The organism is Trinickia sp. EG282A (assembly GCF_040965455.1).
Classification (GTDB): domain Bacteria; phylum Pseudomonadota; class Gammaproteobacteria; order Burkholderiales; family Burkholderiaceae; genus Trinickia; species Trinickia symbiotica.
On record NZ_JBFRCC010000006.1, the window covers coordinates 128543 to 150791 of the forward strand.

Annotated in this window: 16 protein-coding genes; 7 read left to right on the forward strand and 9 right to left on the reverse strand. The window is 61.5% G+C overall.

All coding sequences use genetic code 11. From position 1 onward, the window contains the following. The 5 genes from AB4Y31_RS27050 to AB4Y31_RS27070 all read left to right on the forward strand — a co-directional run bounded on the left by AB4Y31_RS27050 (position 1) and on the right by AB4Y31_RS27070 (position 7744). A complete protein-coding gene (locus AB4Y31_RS27050; RefSeq protein ID WP_368676697.1) occupies positions 1 to 906 on the forward strand; it encodes a carbohydrate ABC transporter permease in 906 nt (301 codons plus the stop codon). A 118-nt stretch (positions 907 to 1024) separates the two neighbouring features. After that, positions 1025 to 3469: a glycoside hydrolase family 3 N-terminal domain-containing protein gene (locus AB4Y31_RS27055; protein WP_368676698.1), complete on the forward strand. Its 2445-nt coding sequence runs from the start codon at positions 1025 to 1027 to the stop codon at positions 3467 to 3469. Between the two features lie 37 nt (positions 3470 to 3506). Next, positions 3507 to 3869 (forward strand): DUF2946 domain-containing protein, encoded by a 363-nt coding sequence (locus AB4Y31_RS27060; protein ID WP_368676699.1) that lies wholly within the window; start codon positions 3507 to 3509, stop codon positions 3867 to 3869. A 78-nt stretch (positions 3870 to 3947) separates the two neighbouring features. Then, entirely contained in the window at positions 3948 to 6290 is a 2343-nt protein-coding gene (locus AB4Y31_RS27065; protein WP_368676700.1) for a TonB-dependent receptor, read from the forward strand. Further along, complete coding sequence (locus tag AB4Y31_RS27070; RefSeq protein WP_368676701.1) at positions 6290 to 7744, forward strand: PepSY-associated TM helix domain-containing protein; 1455 nt, start codon at positions 6290 to 6292, stop codon at positions 7742 to 7744. The genes AB4Y31_RS27065 and AB4Y31_RS27070 overlap by 1 nt, the downstream gene beginning before the upstream one ends. A 71-nt stretch (positions 7745 to 7815) precedes the next feature. On the opposite strand, the gene AB4Y31_RS27075 is transcribed toward AB4Y31_RS27070, so the two are convergent. The 7 genes from AB4Y31_RS27075 to AB4Y31_RS27105 all read right to left on the reverse strand — a co-directional run bounded on the left by AB4Y31_RS27075 (position 7816) and on the right by AB4Y31_RS27105 (position 15054). Then, positions 7816 to 8559: an IclR family transcriptional regulator gene (locus tag AB4Y31_RS27075; protein ID WP_368676702.1), complete on the reverse strand. Its 744-nt coding sequence runs from the start codon at positions 8557 to 8559 to the stop codon at positions 7816 to 7818. A 148-nt stretch (positions 8560 to 8707) separates the two neighbouring features. After that, complete coding sequence (locus AB4Y31_RS27080) at positions 8708 to 9460, reverse strand: amino acid ABC transporter ATP-binding protein (RefSeq protein ID WP_368676813.1); 753 nt, start codon at positions 9458 to 9460, stop codon at positions 8708 to 8710. Between the two features lie 2 nt (positions 9461 to 9462). Further along, positions 9463 to 10110, reverse strand: coding sequence for an amino acid ABC transporter permease (locus tag AB4Y31_RS27085; RefSeq protein WP_368676703.1), 648 nt, complete (start codon positions 10108 to 10110; stop codon positions 9463 to 9465). Between the two features lie 21 nt (positions 10111 to 10131). Further along, positions 10132 to 10848, reverse strand: coding sequence for an amino acid ABC transporter permease (locus AB4Y31_RS27090; protein ID WP_368676704.1), 717 nt, complete (start codon positions 10846 to 10848; stop codon positions 10132 to 10134). 60 nt (positions 10849 to 10908) lie between these two features. Further along, positions 10909 to 11745: a transporter substrate-binding domain-containing protein gene (locus AB4Y31_RS27095; protein ID WP_368676705.1), complete on the reverse strand. Its 837-nt coding sequence runs from the start codon at positions 11743 to 11745 to the stop codon at positions 10909 to 10911. 284 nt (positions 11746 to 12029) lie between these two features. Continuing rightward, complete coding sequence (locus AB4Y31_RS27100) at positions 12030 to 13496, reverse strand: PLP-dependent aminotransferase family protein (RefSeq protein WP_368676706.1); 1467 nt, start codon at positions 13494 to 13496, stop codon at positions 12030 to 12032. Positions 13497 to 13641: 145 nt separating this feature from the next. Beyond that, on the reverse strand, positions 13642 to 15054 hold the full coding sequence (locus AB4Y31_RS27105; protein ID WP_368676707.1) for a GGDEF domain-containing protein: 1413 nt from the start codon (positions 15052 to 15054) through the stop codon (positions 13642 to 13644). A gap of 321 nt (positions 15055 to 15375) precedes the next feature. On the opposite strand from AB4Y31_RS27105, the gene AB4Y31_RS27110 reads away from it, so the two are divergent. Continuing rightward, positions 15376 to 17667 carry a filamentous hemagglutinin N-terminal domain-containing protein gene (locus tag AB4Y31_RS27110; protein WP_368676708.1) on the forward strand — a complete coding sequence of 764 codons (2292 nt, stop codon included), beginning with the start codon at positions 15376 to 15378 and terminating at the stop codon, positions 17665 to 17667. Positions 17668 to 17712: 45 nt separating this feature from the next. Here AB4Y31_RS27110 and AB4Y31_RS27115 read toward each other — a convergent pair whose 3' ends face one another. Both AB4Y31_RS27115 and AB4Y31_RS27120 read right to left on the reverse strand, forming a co-directional pair. Next, positions 17713 to 19176, reverse strand: a complete 1464-nt coding sequence (locus AB4Y31_RS27115) for a diguanylate cyclase (protein ID WP_368676814.1) — start codon at positions 19174 to 19176, stop codon at positions 17713 to 17715. Between the two features lie 354 nt (positions 19177 to 19530). After that, positions 19531 to 20700 (reverse strand): ATP-binding protein, encoded by a 1170-nt coding sequence (locus AB4Y31_RS27120; RefSeq protein WP_368676709.1) that lies wholly within the window; start codon positions 20698 to 20700, stop codon positions 19531 to 19533. 305 nt (positions 20701 to 21005) lie between these two features. On the opposite strand from AB4Y31_RS27120, the gene AB4Y31_RS27125 reads away from it, so the two are divergent. Next, a complete protein-coding gene (locus tag AB4Y31_RS27125; protein WP_368676710.1) occupies positions 21006 to 22247 on the forward strand; it encodes a glycosyl hydrolase family 28 protein in 1242 nt (413 codons plus the stop codon). Positions 22248 to 22249: the final 2 nt, after the last annotated feature.

A 22249-nucleotide genomic window follows, 5' to 3' on the forward strand; every position in this document is an offset into this window, starting at 1 on the left:
GTGACGCGACTACCCCCACGCGCCCTGCGGGCGCAGTCCCCCGAGGGGGTGTTCAGCACGCTTGGGGCGGCCCAGCGCGTGCTGATCGGCGTTCGGCGCCGCCCCGGCACTCTGCTGATGGCGTTCGTCTGGCTTGCGGTGACGACGCTGCCGTTTGTCTTCATTGTGGCGACGAGCCTGAAGACGCAGGAGGAGACCTACTCGAACTCTGTCTGGGCGCTCCCGGCTCATCTCGACTTCGAGAACTACCTCGAAGTACTGCGCGGCTCGTTCTTCACCTACCTGGGGAACAGCGTTTTCGTGGTTGGGCTCTCGGTCGCGTTGATCGTCTTGTTCAGCGCGATGGCCGCCTATGTGTTTGCGAGGTTGCGTTTCCGTTTCAACAAACTGCTTTTCGGCCTGGTCGTGGCGGGCATGATAGTTCCGTTGCATGCTGCCTTGGTGCCGATCTATCTGTTGATCCGCAACATCGGGCTTTACGACACGCGCTTCGCGCTCATCGGTCCTTACGTGGCGTTGAGCCTGCCGATTTCGATCTTCATTCTGACCGAGTTCATGCGCCAGATTCCGCGCGAGCTCGACGAGGCCGCGCAACTCGACGGCTGTGGGCCGTTTGGGGTCTTCTGGCGAATCTACTTTCCGCTCTCGATGCCGGGGCTTGCCACTGTCGCAATCTACAACGGCATTGCGCTCTGGAACGAGTTCATATTCGCCTACGTTCTGACTTCGACTCCGCACAATCGCACCCTGCCGCTGGCCATCTGGGACTTTCAGGGGCAGTACTCGTCGAACATTCCCGCGATGCTGTCGGTGGTGACGTTGACGTCGCTGCCGTTGATCGTGGCCTACGCGTTCGGTCAGGAGCGAATCATCAAGGGGATGATGGCGGGATCGTTGAAAGGGTAGGCGAGATAGACAGGCTTCGGCGCCCGAGCTCGAGGCCCGACCTTCACAGCGACATGGTTGATGACTCGGTTAGTTCTCCTAACCGATCCAACAAGGATATTGAATAGAGGAGTTACCGATGTCGACACAAGAAGGCACGCGGGTGCCGCTGTACCGTAACGCGAACGCGACTGTAGAAGAGCGGGTTGCCGATCTCCTTGCAAGAATGACGTTGGACGAGAAGATCGCGCAGATGCATGCCGCGTGGCTCAAGCTGTCGCCCGATGGGAATCATCAATGGCGACTCGCGGATTTCGCGCAGCGTGCGACGGACATCTCGATCGACTCGTTGCTCGAGCATGGGATAGGGCAGATCACTCGTCCCCTCGGCACTCATACGGTCGAAGGCGAGCAAGGCGTGCGCGCGCTGAACGAGCTGCAGCGCCGGCTCGTGGAGAAAACCCGACTCGGGATTCCGGCGATGTCTCACGAGGAGTGTCTCGTTGGGCTCATGGTCAAAGACGCGACGCTTTTCCCGACGCCGTTGAACTACGCGGCAACCTGGAATCCATCGTTGATCGAGGAGGTGGGCACAGTCATCGGCGATCAGGCGCGCTCGATCGGCTGTCACCAAGGGCTCGCTCCCGTTCTCGACGTTTCGCGCGATCCCCGCTGGGGGCGCACGGAGGAGACCTTCGGCGAGGATCCTTATCTCGTCGGCGTGATGGGATGCCACTACGTCAAGGGATTGCAGGGGGAAAGGCGTGACGTTCTGGCTACACTCAAGCACTTCGCCGGCCATTCGGCGAGTGAGGGCGGGCGCAACCACGCACCCGTTCGTATGGGGCCGCGCGAGTTCAACGACATCTTCCTTTTACCGTTCGAGATGGCAGTGAAGCTCGCTAATGCCGGCGCGGTCATGCCGGCCTATCACGACATTGACGGCGTGCCCTGTCACGCCGATCGCTCCCTCTTGACCGACATCTTGAGGAACAAGTGGGGATTCGACGGGCTCGTCGTTGCCGATTACGCCGGCGTCAACTTACTCTACACGCATCACCGCGTGGCGAGCGATGCGGCATCGGCGGCCGCGCTGTCGTTCAAAGCGGGACTCGATATCGAGTTGCCCGGCCACGAATGCACGATGCATTTGAGGGAGGCCCTGCGACGCGGGGACATCGACGAGTGCCTGATCGACTCGATCGTTTCACGCGTACTCGCCGTCAAGTTCACGTTGGGTCTGTTCGAGAGTCCGTATGTCGATCCTGAAAAAATCGAGCTGCGCAGCGAGACGGCTTCGCGAGTGGCCTATCGCGTCGCGCTCGAGTCTGCGGTTCTGCTGCGCAATGACGGAACATTGCCGCTCGACGTCGAGCGAATCGGCAAGCTAGCGGTGATCGGTCCGACGGCCGACGATCCGCTCGCGTTGCTCGGAGGCTATAGCTTCCCCGTTCATTTGATCAATGCAGGCGAGCATGCGACAGCATCGATGCCGACACCGTTGCATGCGTTGAGGGCGCGGTTCGGGGACGCGCGCGTGATTCATGCGAAGGGATGCGAGGTGATCGAGCATCGCAGCCAGGGCACGCCGGTCTATCCGGGCGACGTCGATATGAGCGACACGATCGATCGGGATCGCGCGTCGCTCGTCAGCATGGACAGACGTGGAATCGCCGAGGCAGTATCAGCGGCCAGACGGGCGGAAGTCGCAATCGTCTTCGTCGGCGATCTTGCCGGCTTATTCCAGTCCGGCACGGTCGGTGAAGGCTCCGATACGGACAGCCTCGATCTGCCGGGCGTGCAGCAGGCGTTGCTCGAGGCCGTCGTCGAGACGGGTACGCCGACGGTAGTCGTATTGACTGGCGGCCGACCGTATGCGCTCGGCGGTCTTGAGGACAGGGTGGCGGCGCAAGTGATGGCGTTCGCTCCGGGAGAAGGAGGAGCGCAAGCGCTGGCCGACCTTTTAACCGGCAAATCGGACTTCACCGGTCGCTTGCCGCTGTCGCTCCCGAAGAGCGCCGGAGCGATCCCGTATGTCTACAACCACAAGTTGAAGAGCGGGGGAACGCCGATCGCATATCACTTCGGCGCACGCTATCCGTTCGGCTTTGGCCTCAGCTACACGCAATTCGTATACGACGATCTCGAGGTCGAGCAGCACGAACTGCCGATTAAGGACGGGACGCTCGAGCTCGGGTTCAATGTCGAGAACGTAGGTGGACGCGCTGGCACCGAGGTTGTGCAAGTCTATGTCCGCGACTGTCTGGCTTCATCAGTGCGGCCTGTACGCGAGCTAAAGGCGTTCTCGCGGTTAGAGCTCCGCCCGAGCGAGCGAGCTAAGGTGCGCGTTGCGATTCCGGTCGACATGTTGAATTTCAGCGATGGTCGCGGCGAACGCATTGTTGAGCCCGGCGAGTTCGAAATCATGGTGGGCAGCTCGAGCCGAGACATTCATCTGACCGCCACGGTGACGGTCGTCGGAAGTGGGCCGCGGGTCTTGCCTTTCGATTGGCGGATGCTCAGCGAGGTGAGCTACACGATCGAGCCGGCGATTTCACCGCAATTGGCAACCCAGTCATCCTAATGCTAGACTTCGCCGCGCCGAAAAACCTTTCAACGACATGACGCTTCGACGACACGCACGCCTGACCGCATGGCTTGGCCTCATCGCCATGTGGCTCATCGTCTGCGTGCCGATCGTGAGTCAGCTCGTCGTCGCGTCTCACGAGCGCGAGCCCGTCGCGGCGCTGTGTTCCGCTAGCGAATCGCCGGACGTTTCCCATCATTCAGCGCCTGATTCGCTATCAGCGTGCGGCTACTGCGATCTGCTGGCGACGCATGCGGCGATGCCGGCGTTGCCTGCTGTCGCGGCCCCAATGCTGACGCTGGTCGTGATCATGACCGCGCCGGTGCTGTCCGTTCGGTTCACGCCGCTCGGCGCATTTCCGTCCGGCCGCCCCAGAGGCCCACCTCTCGTTTCCTGATCGCCGTTCACCTCGACCGTCCGCGGCGCCCTTTGAAGGCGCATACGGTCGTTTGTCCAACGCTTTCAGGAATATGCAATGTCCTTGTTTTTATGGGCATGCGAATCCGCTTGCCGGCGCAAGCGGATTCGGCATGCGACGCTCGCCGTTGTGCCGATCTCGTTGCTGCAGCACTTCGCGTACGCCGATGACAAGACCGCTGAACTCGTTTTGCCCACGGTGACCGTGACGGGCAGCGCACAGTCCGCCGGATCGTCATCGTCTCCAGTCATCGATCCCAATGTGCCCGCCACGGTCGAGACGGTCATGCGCAAACAGTTCGACAACTGGAACGTCGTCAACACCGAGGACGTTCTGAAATACATGCCGAATCTTGCCGTGCGAAAGCGCTTCATCGGCGATCCGAATTCGATCATCGCGGCGCGCGGCACGAGCAACGCCCAAAGCGCGCGAGGACTCGTCTACGCCGACGGCTTGCTGCTCAGCAACCTGCTCGGCAACAGTTGGTCTTTCGCACCGCGCTGGTCGATGGTGTATCCCGATTCCATCGAGAGAATCGACGTCATTTATGGGCCGTATTCGGCGCTCTATCCGGGCAACTCGCTCGGTGCCACGGTACTCGTCACGACCCGCATGCCGACGAAGTTCGAAGCCGACGCGGACGTGAAGGCATTCACGCAACACTTCAGTCTCTACGGCATCAAGGAGAATTTCAACGGCACGGAAACGACGGCGACCATCGGCAACAAAATCGGCAAATTTTCGTTCCGGCTCGGCGTCAATCATCTCGCGAATACGAGCCAACCGTTGCAGTTCGCGACGCTCGCGCAATCGTCGGCGCCAGCGCGGGCAGGCGATACACCTGTCAACGGGGTCTACTTCTACAACAACCAGACCATGAGGCCGACTGCGGTGCTCGGTGTCAACGGCGAAGGGATCCAGCACTCGGTGCAGGACCAATTCACGCTGCGGGCGCAGTACGACTTCACGCCGACCGTGCAAGGCGCTTTCATGCTCGGCTATTGGCATCAGACCTATAACAGCCGAACATCGACGTTTCTCGCCGACGCGAACGGCGATCCCGTCTACAGCGGGAAGGTCGACATTGGCGGCTACGAGTACACCATTCCGGCAGCCGCGTTTGCGCCAAGCCTCGGCTTCAACGAAAACTGGCTCTACGGCGTTTCGCTGCGCACCGATCAGGCAACGGGGTGGAACGCGGAGGCGATCGCGTCGTACTACGACGTGACCAACAGCGTGGCGCGTACCGCCAGCGCGGGCTGGCCCGGGAACGGCCCGGGCGTCGTGACCTACGGCGACGGCACCGGCTGGAAGACGCTCGACCTTAAAGCAACGTGGACGCCAGCGTCGCCGGCCGCCGGCTGGGGCGGGCATTGGCTGACGTTCGGCTATCACTACGACACCTATTTCCTCGACAACGAGGCCTACAACACGACCAACTGGCGCGACGGGGCGGCAGGCTCGTTCGCCAATGCTTTTGCCGGCAGGACGCGGACCCAGGCGCTGTTTGCGCAGGACGCCTGGCGAGTTTTGCCGCGCTGGAAGTTCGTGTACGGCGTGCGCTACGAAAACTGGAACGGCTATGGCGGCCGCCAGGCGGTCGGCGCAACGGGACTGCCCTATCCCGAGGCGAACGATCACCACCTTTCGCCGAAGGCTTCGCTCTCGTTCGATGTGACCAACGACCTGACGCTCCGGGCATCGATTGGGCGCGCATACCGTTTTCCGACCGTCAGCGAGCTGTTCCAAGGTCAGATCAACGGCTCCTCGATCGTCAACAACAATCCGAACCTCAGGCCGGAAGACGATCTGTCGAAGGAGCTCGCCGCCGAATGGGCGCATTCGAATGGCCTCGTTCGGATGTCGTTGTTCCAGGACGATGTGAAGAACACCATCTTCAGTCAGACGGACACGACGGTCATCCCCACCGTCACCAGCTTTCAGAACATCGGCAGGGTGCGCTCGCGCGGCGTGGAGCTCAGTTACCAGGGCGAGGACGTATTCGCGCGCGGACTCGATCTCGTTGCAAGCGTCGCTTATACGCAATCGAAGATTGTCGCCAACGTGCAGAACCAGGCCTCCGTCGGCAAATACTTCTATCGCATCCCGCTGTGGCGGGCCAATCTCGCCGCGACCTATCACCTCGACGAGCGTTCGGCGTTGACGTTGGCGGCGCGCTACTCCGGGCGCCAGTACAACACGCTGACGAACACGGACTCGAATCCTAATGTGTACGGCGGCACGAGCACCTATACGGTGGCCGACGCACGCTTCACTTTCAAGCCGGCGAAAAAAAGCGAAATTGGCGTGGGCGTCGACAACATCTTCGACGCGCGCTACTTCGTCTATCACCCGTACCCGGGACGGACGTTCTATATCGACGCGAAGCTGAGGATGTGATGACAACGAACAACGGTTATCGAACGCTGTGGCGCTGGCATTTCTATGCGGGGCTCTTCGTCATGCCGCTGCTGATCGTGCTGGCGGTCACTGGCACGCTCTATTGCTTCCAACCGCAGATCGAGCGTGTGATCTACCGGGACCGGCTCGTAGTCGAACCGCAGGCGCAACCCCGGCTCCCGGAGGAGGCGCTGTTGGCGCGCGCGGCGGGTATCCTGCCAAAGGGCGCTGTGGCCAGCAGCGCGCGTATCGCGAACGACCCGACGCTTAGCGCGGAGTTCATCTTCCGTCTGCCGGATGGCGAACGCGAAAGCGTGTACGTCAATCCATACACCGGCGCGGTGCTGGGCACATTGAGTGTCGAGCATCGCTTCATGCAGATCGATCGGATGTTGCATCGCAAGCTGATGTTGGGCAAACCGGGCGAACTGCTGATGGAGTTGGCGGCGTGTTGGACGCTCGTGATGATCGGCACGGGAATCGCGCTTTGGTGGCCGAGGGAGGGCGCTCGCGCAGGCCGCCAGTTCTGGCCGGACTTCTCCATGAAGGGGCGCGCGTTGTGGAAGAGCGTGCACGCGGTGCTGGGTGTCTGGCTCGCGGTCGGGGCGTTGGCCTTCATCGTGACCGGATTGCCGTGGACCGGCTCATGGGGCAAGCAGTTCAAATCGCTTGCGACGAGCGCCAACCTGGGTGCGCCGCCTGGAGCTTGGGGTGGGCTGCGGCTGCATTCGCAGGCGCGCGGAGGAGAGAGCCCATCAGGCGAATCGGCGAATGCACAAGGTGCCGATCATGCTGGTGCTGGTGCTGGTGCTGGTGCCGATGCGAGCCGGATGGGTTCGATGCCAGGGATGACGATGGACGACATGCCGCTTGCCAATGTGCCATGGGCAGTAGGGGCCGTCCCCGTGCCCCGCGTGCCGGCGCATGCGCATGACCCGCGGGCGCGCCTGCCTCTCGACCGCTTGGTCGAGGACGTGCGCAGGTTTGGGCTGACGGATGCCTACGAGATCGCGTTTCCGCAAAGCCCAGATGGCGTTTATACGGTCACCTATTTCCCGCCGGATCCGCGCGGCGAGCGCACGCTCTATCTCGATCAGTACAGCGGTGCGGTATTGAAGGACATCCGCTACCGTGACTATGGAGTAGTGGCAAAGGCGATTTCATTTGGCACGTCGCTGCACATGGGACGCTACTTCGGGCTCGCGAACCAAATCGTCTGCACCTTGATTTCACTGGGGCTCGCCGCGATGGCGGTCACTGGATGCGTGATGTGGTGGAAGCGACGGCCAGTCGGAAAACTCGGGGCGCCCGGCCGCGAGCACGGCATGCCGCCGATGCACGTATGGAAGGTCGGGCTTGCGTTGCTAGGCATCCTATTTCCGTTGATGGGAGCAAGCCTCGTTGCAGTGTGGGTAACGGACCGCGCATTGTTTGGACGACCGGGCGAGCGCTGAGCGAGCAGTGGCTGAATCAGTCCGCGTTCGATCGACGTCCCATTCGAGCAACGGCTCATGTATCTCGGCGCTCACCTGCGCGTTAGCGGCTGCGAGAGCCTTTGCGCGTGACTGATCAGATCGTCGAGCATCGAGGCACGCTTCTCGGCAGGCGTATCTCGGCTCGTCATGAAGCAGAGCGCGGCAGTCGCCTGCCCCGTCCAATCACGGATGGGCGCGGCCATGCAAAGCCGGAACGTATTCGACAATCCTTCGGTGCAGCAATATCCCTGTTGAGCCGCGCGCTCGACATCGCGTAGGAAGTCTTCGAACGCTATGCGTTGACCGTTGTCCAGCACGAAATCTTCATCGGGAATCAGTGCACCTATTTCGTTCGCATTCAGATGCGCAAGCAGCAATCTTCCCGTTGCGGTCCAGGGAATCGGCACCTTGACGCCGATCTCGGAGCTGATATTGAACGGCCGTGAACTGTTCTCGGAGAGCACCACGGTGTACTTGTTGCCCTCGAGCGTACAGAGCTGCGCTGTCTCGTCGTGCTTCCTGGCGAGCGCGAGGATGGCCTGATGCGCGCGGCTGATGAGATCGTTACGCGCTGCGTAGTCGGAGCCGTAATAGTGCATGGCCCGGCCGAAAAACACCTCGCCCTCCGGCGTCATCTCGAGCCAGCCCGCCTCCGTGAGAATGGCAACGAGCTCATAGACGCTGGAGCGTGGCGCGCCGGTCGCATCGATGAGCTCGCGCATCGTCAATGGACGCCGCGCGAGATGGAGTTGCTGGCATATATCGATCACACGATCGACGCCTCGCGCTCTCATTGGAGTCGCCGAGGACGTCTCGATTGCGCCTTCGGCGGTGGGGTTCCTCATCGAATTCATGGATCTGTAGTCATCAAATCGGCCGATCCGACGCGGCCGTCCGCTTCTGAACATCAATCGCGAACCGGGACGGCGAGCGCCGACGCGATCAGTGTTCGAGCACCCGCTGCAGGAATTGTCTCGTCCGCTCGTTTTGCGGATTCGCGAATATCCGCTCGGGCGATCCCTGTTCGGCGACGAGCCCCTTGTCCATGAATACCACCCGGTCCGCGGTCTTGCGGGCGAAGCCCATTTCGTGCGTGACGACGACCATGGTCATTCCATCGCGCGCAAGCCCCCGCATGACTTCCGTCACTTCGCCGACGAGCTCGGGATCGAGCGCCGACGTTGCCTCGTCGAAGAACATGATGCTCGGCTCGACGGCCAATGCGCGCGCAATCGCAACACGCTGTTGCTGGCCGCCCGACAACTGACTCGGATAGTGCTCGGCACGGTCGGCCAACCCAACGCGATCGAGCGCCTCCATGCCGCGCTTGCGCGCATCGGCCGGTGCCATCTTGCGCGCCTTGATCAGCGCGAGCGTGACGTTGCCGAGCGCAGTCTTGTGCGGAAACAGATTGAATTGCTGAAACACCATGCCGACGTGGCCTCGAATTTCCTTGGCCCGGCGCGACTCGTGCAGCGGCACATCGTTGACCCACACTTCACCGGTATCGGCCGTCTCGAGCCCGCTCATGATGCGCAACACGGTGCTCTTTCCGGAGCCCGAAGCGCCGATCAGCACGAGCACCTCGCCCGGACTCACATCGAGATCGATGGACTTGAGGACTTGCGTCGACCCGAATGACTTGCTGACCTGCATCAGATTGATGACGGGTTTCGTTTCGGCGGTGGCATTCATGGTCATGTCGGCAAGCTCCTTCGATCATGGTGGCGCACCCACTGCGAGAGCGGGAAACAAACGATGAAATAAAGCAGGGCAACGAGTCCATAGATCTCGACTGGCTTGCCAATGCGATCGACGATGGCCTGGCCTCCGTGCATCAGCTCCGACATGCCGATCATGCTGACGATCGACGTGTCCTTGATGAGGGACAGGTACTGTCCGATGAGGGGCGGCAGGACGATCTTGCCGGTCTGCGGAAGCACGACCGAGAAGAAAGTCTGGCTCCTCGAGAGGCCGAGGATCTGGGAGGCTTCCCATTGTCCCTTGGGCACGGCCTCGATCCCGGCACGGAAGATCTCGCCGATATAAGCACCTTGATAAATGCTGAGGCCGGCGACGCCAGCCGCGAACACATCGATGGCGTAGCCGAAATACGAAACGCCGAAGTAAATGAACATCAAGGTGATCAGGACCGGCGTACCGCGGAAGAGCTCGGTATAGAGCTTCGCGATGCGCCCCGTGCCCCAGGGGCCGAACGTACGCAGCACCGCTGCGAGCAGCCCGGCGATCGTCGAGCCTGCGATCGCCGCGGCCGACAATACCAGCGTGACGGCCAGACCCTGAAGCAGGATCGGCAGGCTCGTCGTCAAAAGATCCGTCGACATGTCCGCTCTCCGGTTAGGGCTTCAAGTACGATGTGCCTGACGCAGGAATGGAAAGCCGCGGCGAGTGCGCCTGGGCATCGCAAGCGGCGGATGAAAAGCTTTCGCGCCGATTCGCTCGGCGAGCCAAGACAGAACGTTGCTCAACACCAGATAGGCGACGAGCGTAATGGAGAATGTCTGGATATATAGCAGCGTGCGCGAGTTGATCACGATCGCGGTACCGGTCAGCTCGGGCAGGGCGATCGCCGAAAGCAGCGATGTCCCGAGCAGCAGCTGAATCAGATTGTTGACGATGGCGGGATAGACGGCGCGCGCCGCTTGTGGCAATACGACGGAGAGAAAAATTTGCGACCGCTGGAGTCCGAGCAGGCTCGCCGCTTCGATTTGCCCGCGCGGCACCGATTGAATGCCGGCCCGGAATACCTCCGCCAGATAAGCGCCGACATTGACCCCGAGCGCAATAACGCCCGCGGTGTAGGCGCTGAGATGAGCACCGAGCGAGGGCAACCCGAAGAAGACGATGAAAATCTGCAGCAGCACAGGCGTATTGCGGATCAGCTCGATATAGCCGCGCGCGACGGCGCGCAGCGCGAGGATCGGCGATGCGCCTGCAAGAGCCGCCGACAAGCCGAGCGCGATCGCAAGCAAGAAGGAGAGGAGCGTGACCTGAAGCGTGAGCCACGCGGCGTGGATGAAATCGGGCACATAGCCCCACAACGTGAGCCATTGGTAAAGCATTGCTTCTCCTTCCTTCTCGACGATCCCCGGCTGACGGCGAATCAGTCGAATCAGACTCGCTCAGAACTGCGGATTGAGCGGATAGCGCGGATCGGCGCCGAACCACTTCTTGTAAAGCTGAGCGTTGAGCTTTGAAGCGTTGATGTTGAACAGGAACAAATTCAAGTAGTTGAGCCAGGTCTGATCGCCGGCTTTCACCCCGAACGCGTTGTATTCGAGCGGCACGAGCGCTTCATTCGTGACCGTCAAATTCGAATCGAGGCTGGCTTGATAAGCGAGGAAGTTGTTGTCCTCGATCATCGCATCCGCCTGACCTTGCTTGACCGCCAGAATGGCGGCCTGCGAGCTGTCGTATTCCTGGATTTTGATCGGCATGTTCAGCGCGCGCACCTCGTCGCCGTTCGTCGAGCCTTTGACCGTCGCGATGGTGCGGCCCGACATGTCCTTCACGGATTGAATGCCGCTGTTCTTGCGAACGAGCAACGCCTCGCTCGCCACGACGTACGGCGACGTAAACGAAATTTCCTTCGCACGTTCGAGGTTGCGGGTGAAGTTGCAGAAGACGACGTCCACCTTACCCGTCTGCAGATTGGGGATCCGGTTCGCGCTTGTGGTATTCACCACTTCAAGCTTGACGCCCATTTCCTTCGCCAGCTCCTTGGCAAGATCCACGTCATAGCCGTCCGGCTGCCCGTCTTTGTTGTAAAAGCCGAAAGGCGCGAACGTGAGGCAGTCGCCCACGCGCAAGGTGCCTCGTTGCAGAACGGACTGCAGCGCCGATGCGCTGGAAGAAGCGTCCTGCCCAGGAGTCGAGACCTTCGTACAGGCGGCGAGCAGCATCAGGGCAGTCGCGGCCGCAATAACCAGAAGATTTGCGCTGTGTCTGACAACTCTCATGTTTGCAGTCCTGTCCGGTGCGGAATGATCCGTGGAAAAAGCGGCGACGAGACGGGTTCGCGGCGACTGGCACGAGGGGCGCCGCACCTGTGTTTCGTCGGTCGTCCGGTATATCGGACTCTCGTCCGGTATTGCGGATGCAGCCCAGTCTTTCACGGAAAAAATGTTGTGGCAACGGGGTAAACGCGCGGGTCAGCCATCGCTGCGCGGACGGACGGGTTTCCACTATCGCTGGGGGGCCGACCGATAGTTATCGCGCGAACGGGTGCGCATGTCGTCTTGGCTCAGCGAGGCACCATCGCGTCGAGTACTTCGCCGATCTGCTTCGTCAATCGATCCATTCGCGAGGCACTGACGTTGCCATACCCCAGCACCAGTCCGTTGTAATGCACCTGCGTGCCGTCCAGGCAAAATCGCGAAAGCGGCCGCAGCACCAGACCTCGGGTCCGCGCGACATGGCTGACTTCGGTATCCGCAACGGGCAAATCCAGTCTTGCCGACAAATGCATGCCTCCGGCCCCGCCCGATACGGTCAACGCACCTCGCAGATTGCGCTCGAGCGCTTCGTGCAGCGCCATTCGCCGCTCGGCGTACAGCCGCCGCATCCGCCGCAGATGGCGCGTAAAGTGTCCCGCTTCGATGAACTCGGCAAGAGCGAGTTGCTCGGCTGCGCGTCCACGCAACATCAGGCGGCTTGCCGTATGCCGCAAGACGGGCGCGACTGCGGGCGGCACCACCATGAAGCCGATGCGCAGCGCCGGAAACATCACCTTGCTGAACGTGCCGAGGTAGACCACGGGAGCGTCCTCGGCCAAGCCCTGAACGGCGGAAAGCGGCGTGCTGTGATGACGGAATTCGCTGTCGTAATCGTCCTCGATGATCCACGCGCCAGTTGCGCTTGCCTGGGCCACCAGCGCCAGCCGTCGGTCCAGGCTCATCACGGCGCCGAGCGGGTACTGATGCGACGGTGTGATGTAGATCAGCTTGGGTGGGGTCTCACGCCAGTCTTCGAGGCGCGGCGCAAGGCCGTTCGCATCGACGCCGATCGGTACCAGTTGCAGGTTGGCGGCCTGAAAAGCAATGCGAGCGCCGTCGTAGCCGGGGTTTTCGATCCAGGCAGTGTCGCCGGCGTCGGCCAGCGTGCGCGCACAAAGGTCCAGGCTGCTTTGCGTGCCGCCGGTGATGAAAACCTGCTGCGCTTCACAGCGCACGCCGCGCGAGATACGCAGGTACTCGGCAATGGCTCTGCGCAGCGCCATATCGCCTTGAAACGGCATGTAGCCGAGTTGCGCCGGGCCGATGTTGCGCCAAGCGCGCTCCATGCAGCGCCGCCATTGGGCAAGCGGAAACTCGTCGAGCGCAGGTGTGCCGGGCAGGAACGGCAGCGGATCGTCCATGCCGGCGTCCTGCCGGATCATGTTCGCGACGCGCCGTGAGAGCACCGGTGCATGGCTGGGCGCGGCAAGTGGCGCCCGCTGCACGCCAACCGCGGCCACAATCGTGCCTTGCCGCGTGCCGATCAAGAAACCTTCGGCCGCCAGCCGCTCATATGCGTAGAGCACCGAATTGCGTGCCATCCTCAACTCGTCGGCCAGCGCACGCGACGACAAAAGGCGTGTGCCTTCTTCGAGCTTGCCGCTCAGGATTGCGGCCCGCAGACACGCGTAGAGCCGACGCTGCTGAGGCAATCGCACCGACGCTGCTTCGCCGACCTCGCGCGCGAACGTCGACAGCAAGACACCATAGTCCATCGTGGCTCCAATTGTGCGGTTGCTGGTGGGTCTGCACATGGTGCCATGATTTTTTTATCGTTGGTCGTCGCAACTACCGATCGCGATGGCGAGAGGCTCGCGTGTGACGCCCAAGGGCAACAGCTGAACGCCCGGACACCTGACACTACACGGCAATGACGCAGTTGCGCCCGTGTTGTTTGGCGCGGCTCAGGCGCTCGTTGGCGGCGCGAATGATTGCCTCGCTCGTCTTGCCATCATGCGCGGATTGCGCAATGCCGATGCTCACCGTGACGGAGAAACGCTCTCCATTTTCCTCGAACTGTGTCGCCTGCACGGCCGAGCGGATGCGCTCCCCGATCATCAATGCGATGTCGAGCGTCGCGCACGGCAACAAAAGCAACCACTCGTCGTCACCCATGCGGGCAGTGCCGTTATAGGGGCGTAGTGTGTTGAGACCGATATCGATGACACGCATCAAAACATCGTTGCCAGCCTGTTGGCCGAAGGTGTCGTTGATCTGCTTCAAGTTGTCGAGGTCGAGGGCCAGCACGGCGAACGGGGCGCCACCGTTCTTGACGCGCTCGATCTCGAGTTCGACCCGCTCGACGAACGCGCGACGACTGACTGCGCCCCTCAACGAATCGAGCGTCGCCATTTGATTGAGCCTCTGGTTACTGCGCTGGAGTTCCTGCAAGGCGCTTTCAGTGCGTGCCACCGATTCGCGCAGCCGCGCCAAGAGTTCCTCCTGGCTGTAGATCGTCGAAAACGAGCGCGTTGTATGAAACGCCTGGACGATGCCGAAACTGAGCAGGAAGAAGCCGCCTGCAAAGATCGCATGCGCGAGCCACCACATGTGATTCCATGGCTTGCCGAGGATGAAGGCGAGCGAGGCCAGCGCGAATGCAGTCACCGATATGCCGAAGATCTGCATCAGCGGCGAGCGGATCTTGCGCGCGAGCATGCATGCGACGTTGACAAAAGAGATCACCATCGCACCGCCTTCGAGCGACAATCGGGTGCCGAGCGCACCCGCGATCGGCGAGCTCGCAAGCACTCCCACGAGCACATCCACAATGATGAAAATCAAGAACCAAGTTGCCCACGACTTCCGATCGCCGCGGCGCGCGAGGGGGTCGGGCGGGGCCTGATACGAAAAAAGTCCCACTAGAAGCAGTATTGCCATGACGAGGCGCGATGCCGGCCCATACAGCAAAAAGAGCCACATGGCGTGATGCGCGAGCGGAGTGAACGCGCCGTGGAGCGCATAGACGATGACGAAACCCGCGAAGCCCAAGGTAAGCCAGCGCAGGATTGGCTCGCCGGAGAGCCTGTAGCACTGCCATGTGACATAGCTGACAAAGAGACCCTCCAAGGTCGCCGCGGCGATGGCGATTTCATGGAACGCGTGGTCTTCGAAGGTCAGCCGCGGGTCCTGAAAGAAATACAGATAAGCGATCAGATAGGCAGGCAGGAGCGCGAACGCAATCAACAAGAAGTTCGCATACCAACCTGTCGCGCGGCGAACGAGAATTGGCGGGTCGTCCACAGCGGTCGTAACCTGCGTCGTTTCGATCATAATGTTGGCCCACTTTTTCCGAACTTCATGAATGCGCGGCGCGCATCCGCACCCCATGGCGAATTGTAGGAAAGATTGCGGACCCTGTTCGACGCGAATTTGCACGGCAAGGATGGCAACGACTAAATCAAATTGAGCAATCGACGACTCGTCTTCGCGGCACACAATGGCAGGAATGTCTGAAATTTCGGCCGCTCTGGCGGTAGACGAAATTCATTTCGTTAATAGAATTTGAGGCCATAGCGCCGTCGAGTAGCCTGCGGCGCGCTCGCGCCCGCCGGCATGGCTCGAGCCTCCTAAAAAAAACAGGTGGTCACCGCGATGCTTCACGCCTTATGGATGGGACGCTCACGCCGCTTGCGACGCACGGCGCTGCCAGCATTCGCACCGTTGTTCATCGCCCTGTCGTTCGGCACGCCGGGATGCGCCCACGCAGGCGGGCCGCTGCCGGGCGGAGGGCAGTTCGTCGCCGGTATAGGCTCGATCAACTCCAATGCCGGATGGCTCACGATCAACCAGACGTCGAGCCGCGGCGTGATCGAATGGAGCAGCTTCTCGATCGGCGGCGGCAATCGCGTCAATTTCAATAACGGCACGGGCGCCACGCTGAACCGCGTCACGGGCGGCGATCCCTCATCGATTCTCGGCACGCTGACGGCTTCAGGCAGCGTCTACCTGATCAATCCGCAAGGCATCGTCATTGGCTCCGGTGGTGTCATCGCGACCAACGGTCGCTTCGTCGCCTCCACGCTCGATACGGACAACGCCTCGTTCATGGGAGGTGGTCCGCTCACACTCGCGGGCAACTCGAATGCGCGTGTCATCAATCTAGGCAAGATTACTTCGAGCGGCGGCGACGTATTCCTCATTGCCCGCAATGAGGTCGACAACTTCGGCAGCATCGGCGCACCGAAGGGGACCGCGGAACTCGCCGCCGGGCAGACGGTGCTGCTGCAGGATTCGTCGGGCAGCAGGCAGGTCTTCGTTCAGACGGGCAGCGGCGGGACGGTCCTCAATGGCGGCGCCATCGAAGCGGCGCAAATCAGCTTGCAGGCCGCGGATGGCAATGTCTTTGCACTGGCGGGCAGCCATGACGTGCTGCGCGCGACAGGTACCGCCACGCGCGACGGTCATGTCTGGCTGGTCGCCGATACGGGGACGGTAGCGCTCGATAACCCGGTCAGGGCCACCAATGCCGACGGCAGCGGCGGCACCGTCGATACGACCGCCGGCACGCTCACCGTCGATCCGTCCGCGGCGGCGGTGCTGGCCGGTATATGGAACATCGTGACGCCGGGCTTCACGATCGACACGCCCGCCGCGGCCGTCTTCACACGCAGCCTGAACGCTGGCACCTCGATCAACCTGCTGACGACGGGCGCCGGAGGCCAGCCTGGAGACATCACCGTCGCGTCGAATCTCCGCTGGAAACGCAATGCATCGCTCACGCTCGGTGCCTGGCACTCGCTCACCGTCGACAAGGGCGTGGAGATCAGTAACCAGGGCAGCGGGAACCTGACGCTGCGCGCCGATGCGGCGGCCATCGACAATCGAGGTAGCGTCGTCAACAACGGTATCCTCGACTGGTCGAACAGCACTGGAACCGTGAGCGCGCTCTACGACATGAACGGCACTTACACGCCCGGCACATTTTTGTCGAACGCGGCATGGACGCCTGCGCAAGGCAGTGGACTGACAACGCAGATCACGGGCTACGCGCTCGTGAACTCGATCGCCGATCTGGAAAACATTTCGCAGAACTTGGCCGGCAAATACGCACTCGGCAAGAACATCGATGACGGCGGCGCCAACTTCACGCCCATCGGCAGTGCCACGACGCCATTTACCGGTCAGTTCGACGGCATGTTCCATTCGATCAACGACATTGCACTACTAACGCCGAGCGAGGGCTTTCTGCTCCCAACCGGGCTCTTCGGCGTCATCGGCAGCGCGGGGGTGGTTCGCAACCTGAACCTGACGAACAGCAGGGCGGTGCTATACAACAGTCCCTTCACGCCGAGCCCCTGGTCGGAAGGGGGTCTGCTCGCAGGAATCAACCAAGGCCACATTGCGAACGTGTTCGCGAGTGGCTCGCTGTACGGTGGGGCTAACCTCTATCTCGGCGGCCTGGTGGGCGAAAACCAGGGCCTCATCGAGCGTTCGGCCGCAGATATCACGGTCCAAAGCGAGCAGAGCGTTGGGGGCGGGCTGGTGGGGAAGAATGACGGCACGATCGCGCAGTGCTACGAAACAGGCATGGTTTCCGCTGAGCGCCCGGCCCTCACCGTGAACGGGCTCGTCGGCGACAATAGCGGGACGATCAGCCAATCGTTCGTTGCGGGCCCCGTCTACGGAGATATGTGGACCGATCCCAACCCCGGCGCGATTACGAGTGGGGGCACGGTGACGGCCGACAACTACTGGAACGTCCAAACGACAGGGCTGACGAACGGCGGCGGCGCGCCCGCGAGCAATGGCTTAACGACGACGCAGATGAGCAATCCCGCTAGCTTCGTCGGATGGGACTTCGGCCGGAACGGCATTTGGGCAATGCCAGCCGGCGCGACTCATCCCGTGCTGCAGTGGCAAGTGGAGCATCCAGCCGGCGGATGATCATATTTGCGTGCACCGCGAGAAACATCGCGAATGCGAACACGCTCAGGAAGCCGCGACATTGAGCGGGCGGTATCGCGCCACATCCAGCGGAAGCAGGCGGGCCGGGGCCGGCCAAACACTGTTCCTGCCCGCGGCTTTAGCGTTGTACAGCGCTTGATCCGCGGCGCGGATGACGGCGGCGACATCGCTGTCGCGCTCTGGCGTCCAACTCGCTGCACCGATACTGACGGTCGCGTGCCCGAACTCGCTGCCCCTGTGCTCGATGTCCAGCTCGGTGATGGCACGGCGGATTTTTTCAGCGATTAGCACGGCACCGGCGGCAGTCGTGTCAGGCAGCACTACGACGAATTCTTCTCCGCCATAGCGACCGGCGCTGTCGGCGGGTCGGCGGATATTCTCGAGAATGCATCGAGCGATGGCGGCGAGCACGTCGTCCCCGGCCTGATGGCCGTATGTGTCGTTGTATGCCTTGAAACGGTCGATGTCGATGAAAAGCAGGGAAAACGCGGCACCCGTACGCCGCGCGCGACTCCATTCCCGCTCGACGATCTCGTCGAGGGTTCGCCGGTTATTCAGCCCTGTGACGCCATCCGTCCTCGCGAGCACCTCGAGCTTTATTTCGAGCTGCATCCGCCGCCGCAACTGCACGGCGAGCATGCACGAAGCTCCGACGAATGCCAAGGCGAGCGCGGCGGTCAGCGAGCCGATCGTCAACGCCCGTTGGCGCCAGACCGCGTAGATGTCCGATTCGGCCTCGGCCACCATGATGATCAGCGGCAGGTCCGGAAAGTTGCGGAAGTAGTAGAGCCGCCGCACGCCGTCGATCGACGCGGTGTCGGAATAGCTTCCCTCCGGCATTGAAACGAAGTGCCTGTACGTGCTGGCCTTGCTGATGTCCCGCCCGATGATGCTCGGATCGAATGGCTGCCGCATGACCATGATCCCGTCGCGGCCAATCAGGGAGATGGCGCCGTGCGGTCCGAGCGATAGGCCGGTGAAGAGCTGGTGAAAGTACTCGAGGTTGATAGCCATCAGCACGACGCCGGCGAACGAGCCATCGGGATGCGACAGGCGATAGCTGATTGCCATACTGGCAGTGCCGTTGCGCAGCCGTGACCTGTACGGGTCCCCGACGAAGAGGCCCGCATGAGGATTGTCACGCTGCACCGTGAAATATTGGCGGTCCGCGAAGTTGCCCTTGCGCGGCACCTCGCTCGCCGAATCCATGACGATATTTCCCGAGGCGTCGAGCACGAGCATCGAGCCCAGGTATTTTGCCGTGGTCGCGCGATCGAACAACACCGCATGACGCAGCCGAGGGGGCAAGGCCATTACGTCGGCTTGGTTGAGTCCATCCACGACCGCCTGCATGGAAAGCGCATAGAGCTCGAAATTGCGCTCGATGTCGCGCTCGGCGATCAGCGCGACATTGCGCGATGTTTCGCGAGCGCGGGCGAGCGAATCCTGCCGGCTCTGGTAGAGGACGGTGGCGGTCAAGCCGAGCATGGTCAACGCGATGAGCAAGCCGGCCACGATAAACACGCGGGGCTCGGCCAGACCTTGCGCCAGTCTGGTTGCCGAACTCAAGTGCGCGCTATTTTTTTTCCTTGTCGTCTCCATCGTGTATTCGGGCGTTTTTAAAGCCTTCCTGAAATGCGCTGGACAGCGCGCGGAAGACCGGGTCAGTATCGCCGAGCTGCGCGCACTACGATTGATCAAATAGGGATGTTTTGTCCCGCTATTTCCGCATGCCGCGATGGGCTTCGCCGACGTTATCAATCGAGCGTTCGACTACCCGCAAGTCGCCGTCCGCGTCGGAGGTCGCGAGGAGGAGGGCTTGCAGACAGGCGGACCGAACCTTCAAAGTCCTTCGAGATAGCCTTCGCGCCTCAGGAGATCCGACAGGCTGTGGTCCTCCATCGCGTACACGCCGCGCGATGCACGCCAGACCAAACCCTTCTCCTGCAAGGCGGCCAAGGCTTGCTGGACATTCGCCGACGATAGTTCGCCGTCGCCAGGTTCCCCCCCTAACGCGACGCGATACTTTTCCATCGTTCGCGACTCGAACGGCGCGTACCCTTTGCCGGCCGCGGCTAAAACACGTAACACGGCCGACTGGATCGGCGTGAGGCTGTGGAACACCTCGAGTAAGTCATCGTTGGCTTGCGCGATCTGCTCCTCGACGAGCTGTGAGAAACGTCGTTCGACATCGCCGGGCTGGAGCGCAAGGTCGAACCGGAGCTGGTCGGCCGCCGCACCGAGGATTTCAGGGCGATTCCCAGCCTCTCTGAAGAGGGGGGTGACGACTTCCGGAGAGAGCTTCGCGGGCAGCTCCGTGGTGTTATCGCAGAACCATTTCACGTAGCCTTCATCGAGGGGCGGAAAATCGATCAGTGGAGCACCGAAGAATGCCTGGTCCTTGCTCGAGCGCAGCATCGCGAGCTTGTCCCGGTTCGACCCTGTGCAAACGACTCGCAGACCGAAATGCGCCGCGTTAAGTTCGTCGCGCGCGGCCTTGAGCGAAAACATCGCATCGTTGCCGGTCTGGGTCGTAATCGCCTGCTGCGCTTCGTCGATGATCAACACGATCGGGCCTTTGGCGTCATCGGAAAGCGCGGCGAGCGCCTGCACGAGGGAAACGTCCTTTCCAAGACCCACCCGGTCAAGCGAAAAGTCGACGCTGCCGATCTTGGCGCCCGTGATACCCAGGCTCTTTGCGATCTTGGTTACCACGAATTCGCTTTTTGTCAGTTCCGTTCGAATAGCGGCGACGATCACCTCGCCGGGATCCGCTTTGCGGTCCGCCCACAGGTCGACGTAAATGACGCGAGCGCCGAGCGTTTCCAAGGCGGGCGCAAAATCCGCCCGCACGAACGTGGTCTTGCCGGTGCGTCTCGGAGCGGCTAGAAACAGGCCCGACGAGGAGGCCGATGTGGGAGAAACGTGCAGGACCTGTCGCGCCAAGCGCTCGCCCAGCGCCTTGCGATGAAAAATTTGCCCGCCGTCAAAAACTGGCGAAGTCGCCGCCATAGAACCCTCCTCGTCGCGATCAGCGCCGGATTATTGCGAATTATAGTCAATTATAGAGAATTATGTGTCGCAGCGACTCTCGCCGAGCCCGGGGCGAGCGAGGGCGACCATTGTGCCTTGCCGCCATGCGCCGCTGTTGTCGAGTAGACGTTGGACGCACCGGCCGCCTCATATCGTTTGACGATTCACACTGTTTGTACCCTTTCTCATGCATAATGCCGCGCGGCTGGGCTGCTCAGTTGTGGTCGGCTTGGCCGCGGTTTGGTGACTCATACGAAAAGACCTATCACAGGGGTGCTACCTCCATGAAAAACACCTGCAAAGTCAGTCTGTTAGCCGCGACGCTATTCCTGGCGGCTGTTTCGGCGAGAGCGCAAACGTTTGCGACCGGCGATAGCCGGACGGTAACTGAGCCGACCTATCCGGTCGTTTGCCAGACTCTTTACGCCAACTTCTCGAGCTCGCAACGTTCGTCGCCGCCGACCACCGACGACACGACGCGCGTGCAGAATGCGCTGACTCTGTGCGCGGGGACGGGCCAGAGCGTCGTGCTCGCGGCTTCGGGCTCCAACGATGCGTTTTACACGGGCAGCCTGACGATCAACGGCGCGGGCCTCGTCATCAGCTCGGGCACGACGCTTTTTGGCAACAATTACGGAAGCAATGCCAACTTGCTGTCCTTCTCGGGGACTAACGCCTCGTTGATGGGACCAGGAATGGTTGACGGCCGCGGCGATCTCATTACGGGAACGCCGAGATTGGTGCAGGCAAGCAAGATCACCAACTTCATCGTCTACAACGTTACGCTTGCCCAAGCTGCGCATCCGAATCTGTACGTGGAAGGTGGTAACGGCTTTACCGCCTGGAACGTAGCGATTCGTACGCCGGCGACGCGCAAGAACGCCGATGGCATCGACATCGACAGTCTCACCAACGCCACGGTGACCAATTCGGACATCGAGGCCGGCGATGACGGGATTGCCGTCAAGACCAATTCCGGCAACATCTCGAACGTGACAGTCTCCAACACGAAGTTGCACGGTACGCATGGTCTTTCCGTCGGCAGCATCGACAAAAACACCGTCTCGAACATTCTTTTCCAGAATAACTACGTCTATGGGAATGACTTGAGCGGGACGCCGTCGACCGATGCCAACGGCATTAACGTCAAGACCGGCCCATGCACGCTGACCGTGCAACAGGTGAGCTACGTCAACACGTGCATGATCAATGTGAAGCATCTGATCGTCATGGATACCAACTACAACACGTGCACGACTGGCGGGAGCCCGACCTTGTCGGATATCTTCGTCAATGGCGCTTATTCGACGGAGTCGGTATCGGGCGCTTATACGAAGATCGACGGGCGCAATTCGAGCTACCCGGTCAACGCTTATCTGGCTAATGTCAGCCTTGATGCGACCGCGCAAAACGGCGACCAGTACGCAAATGTCGGCTTGTACAACTCGAACGATGTTCCGTCGGGGACCGGCGTGACCACGTCGAGCTTCACGACGACCGGCACCGTACCGACCTGCTCGTTCTGACG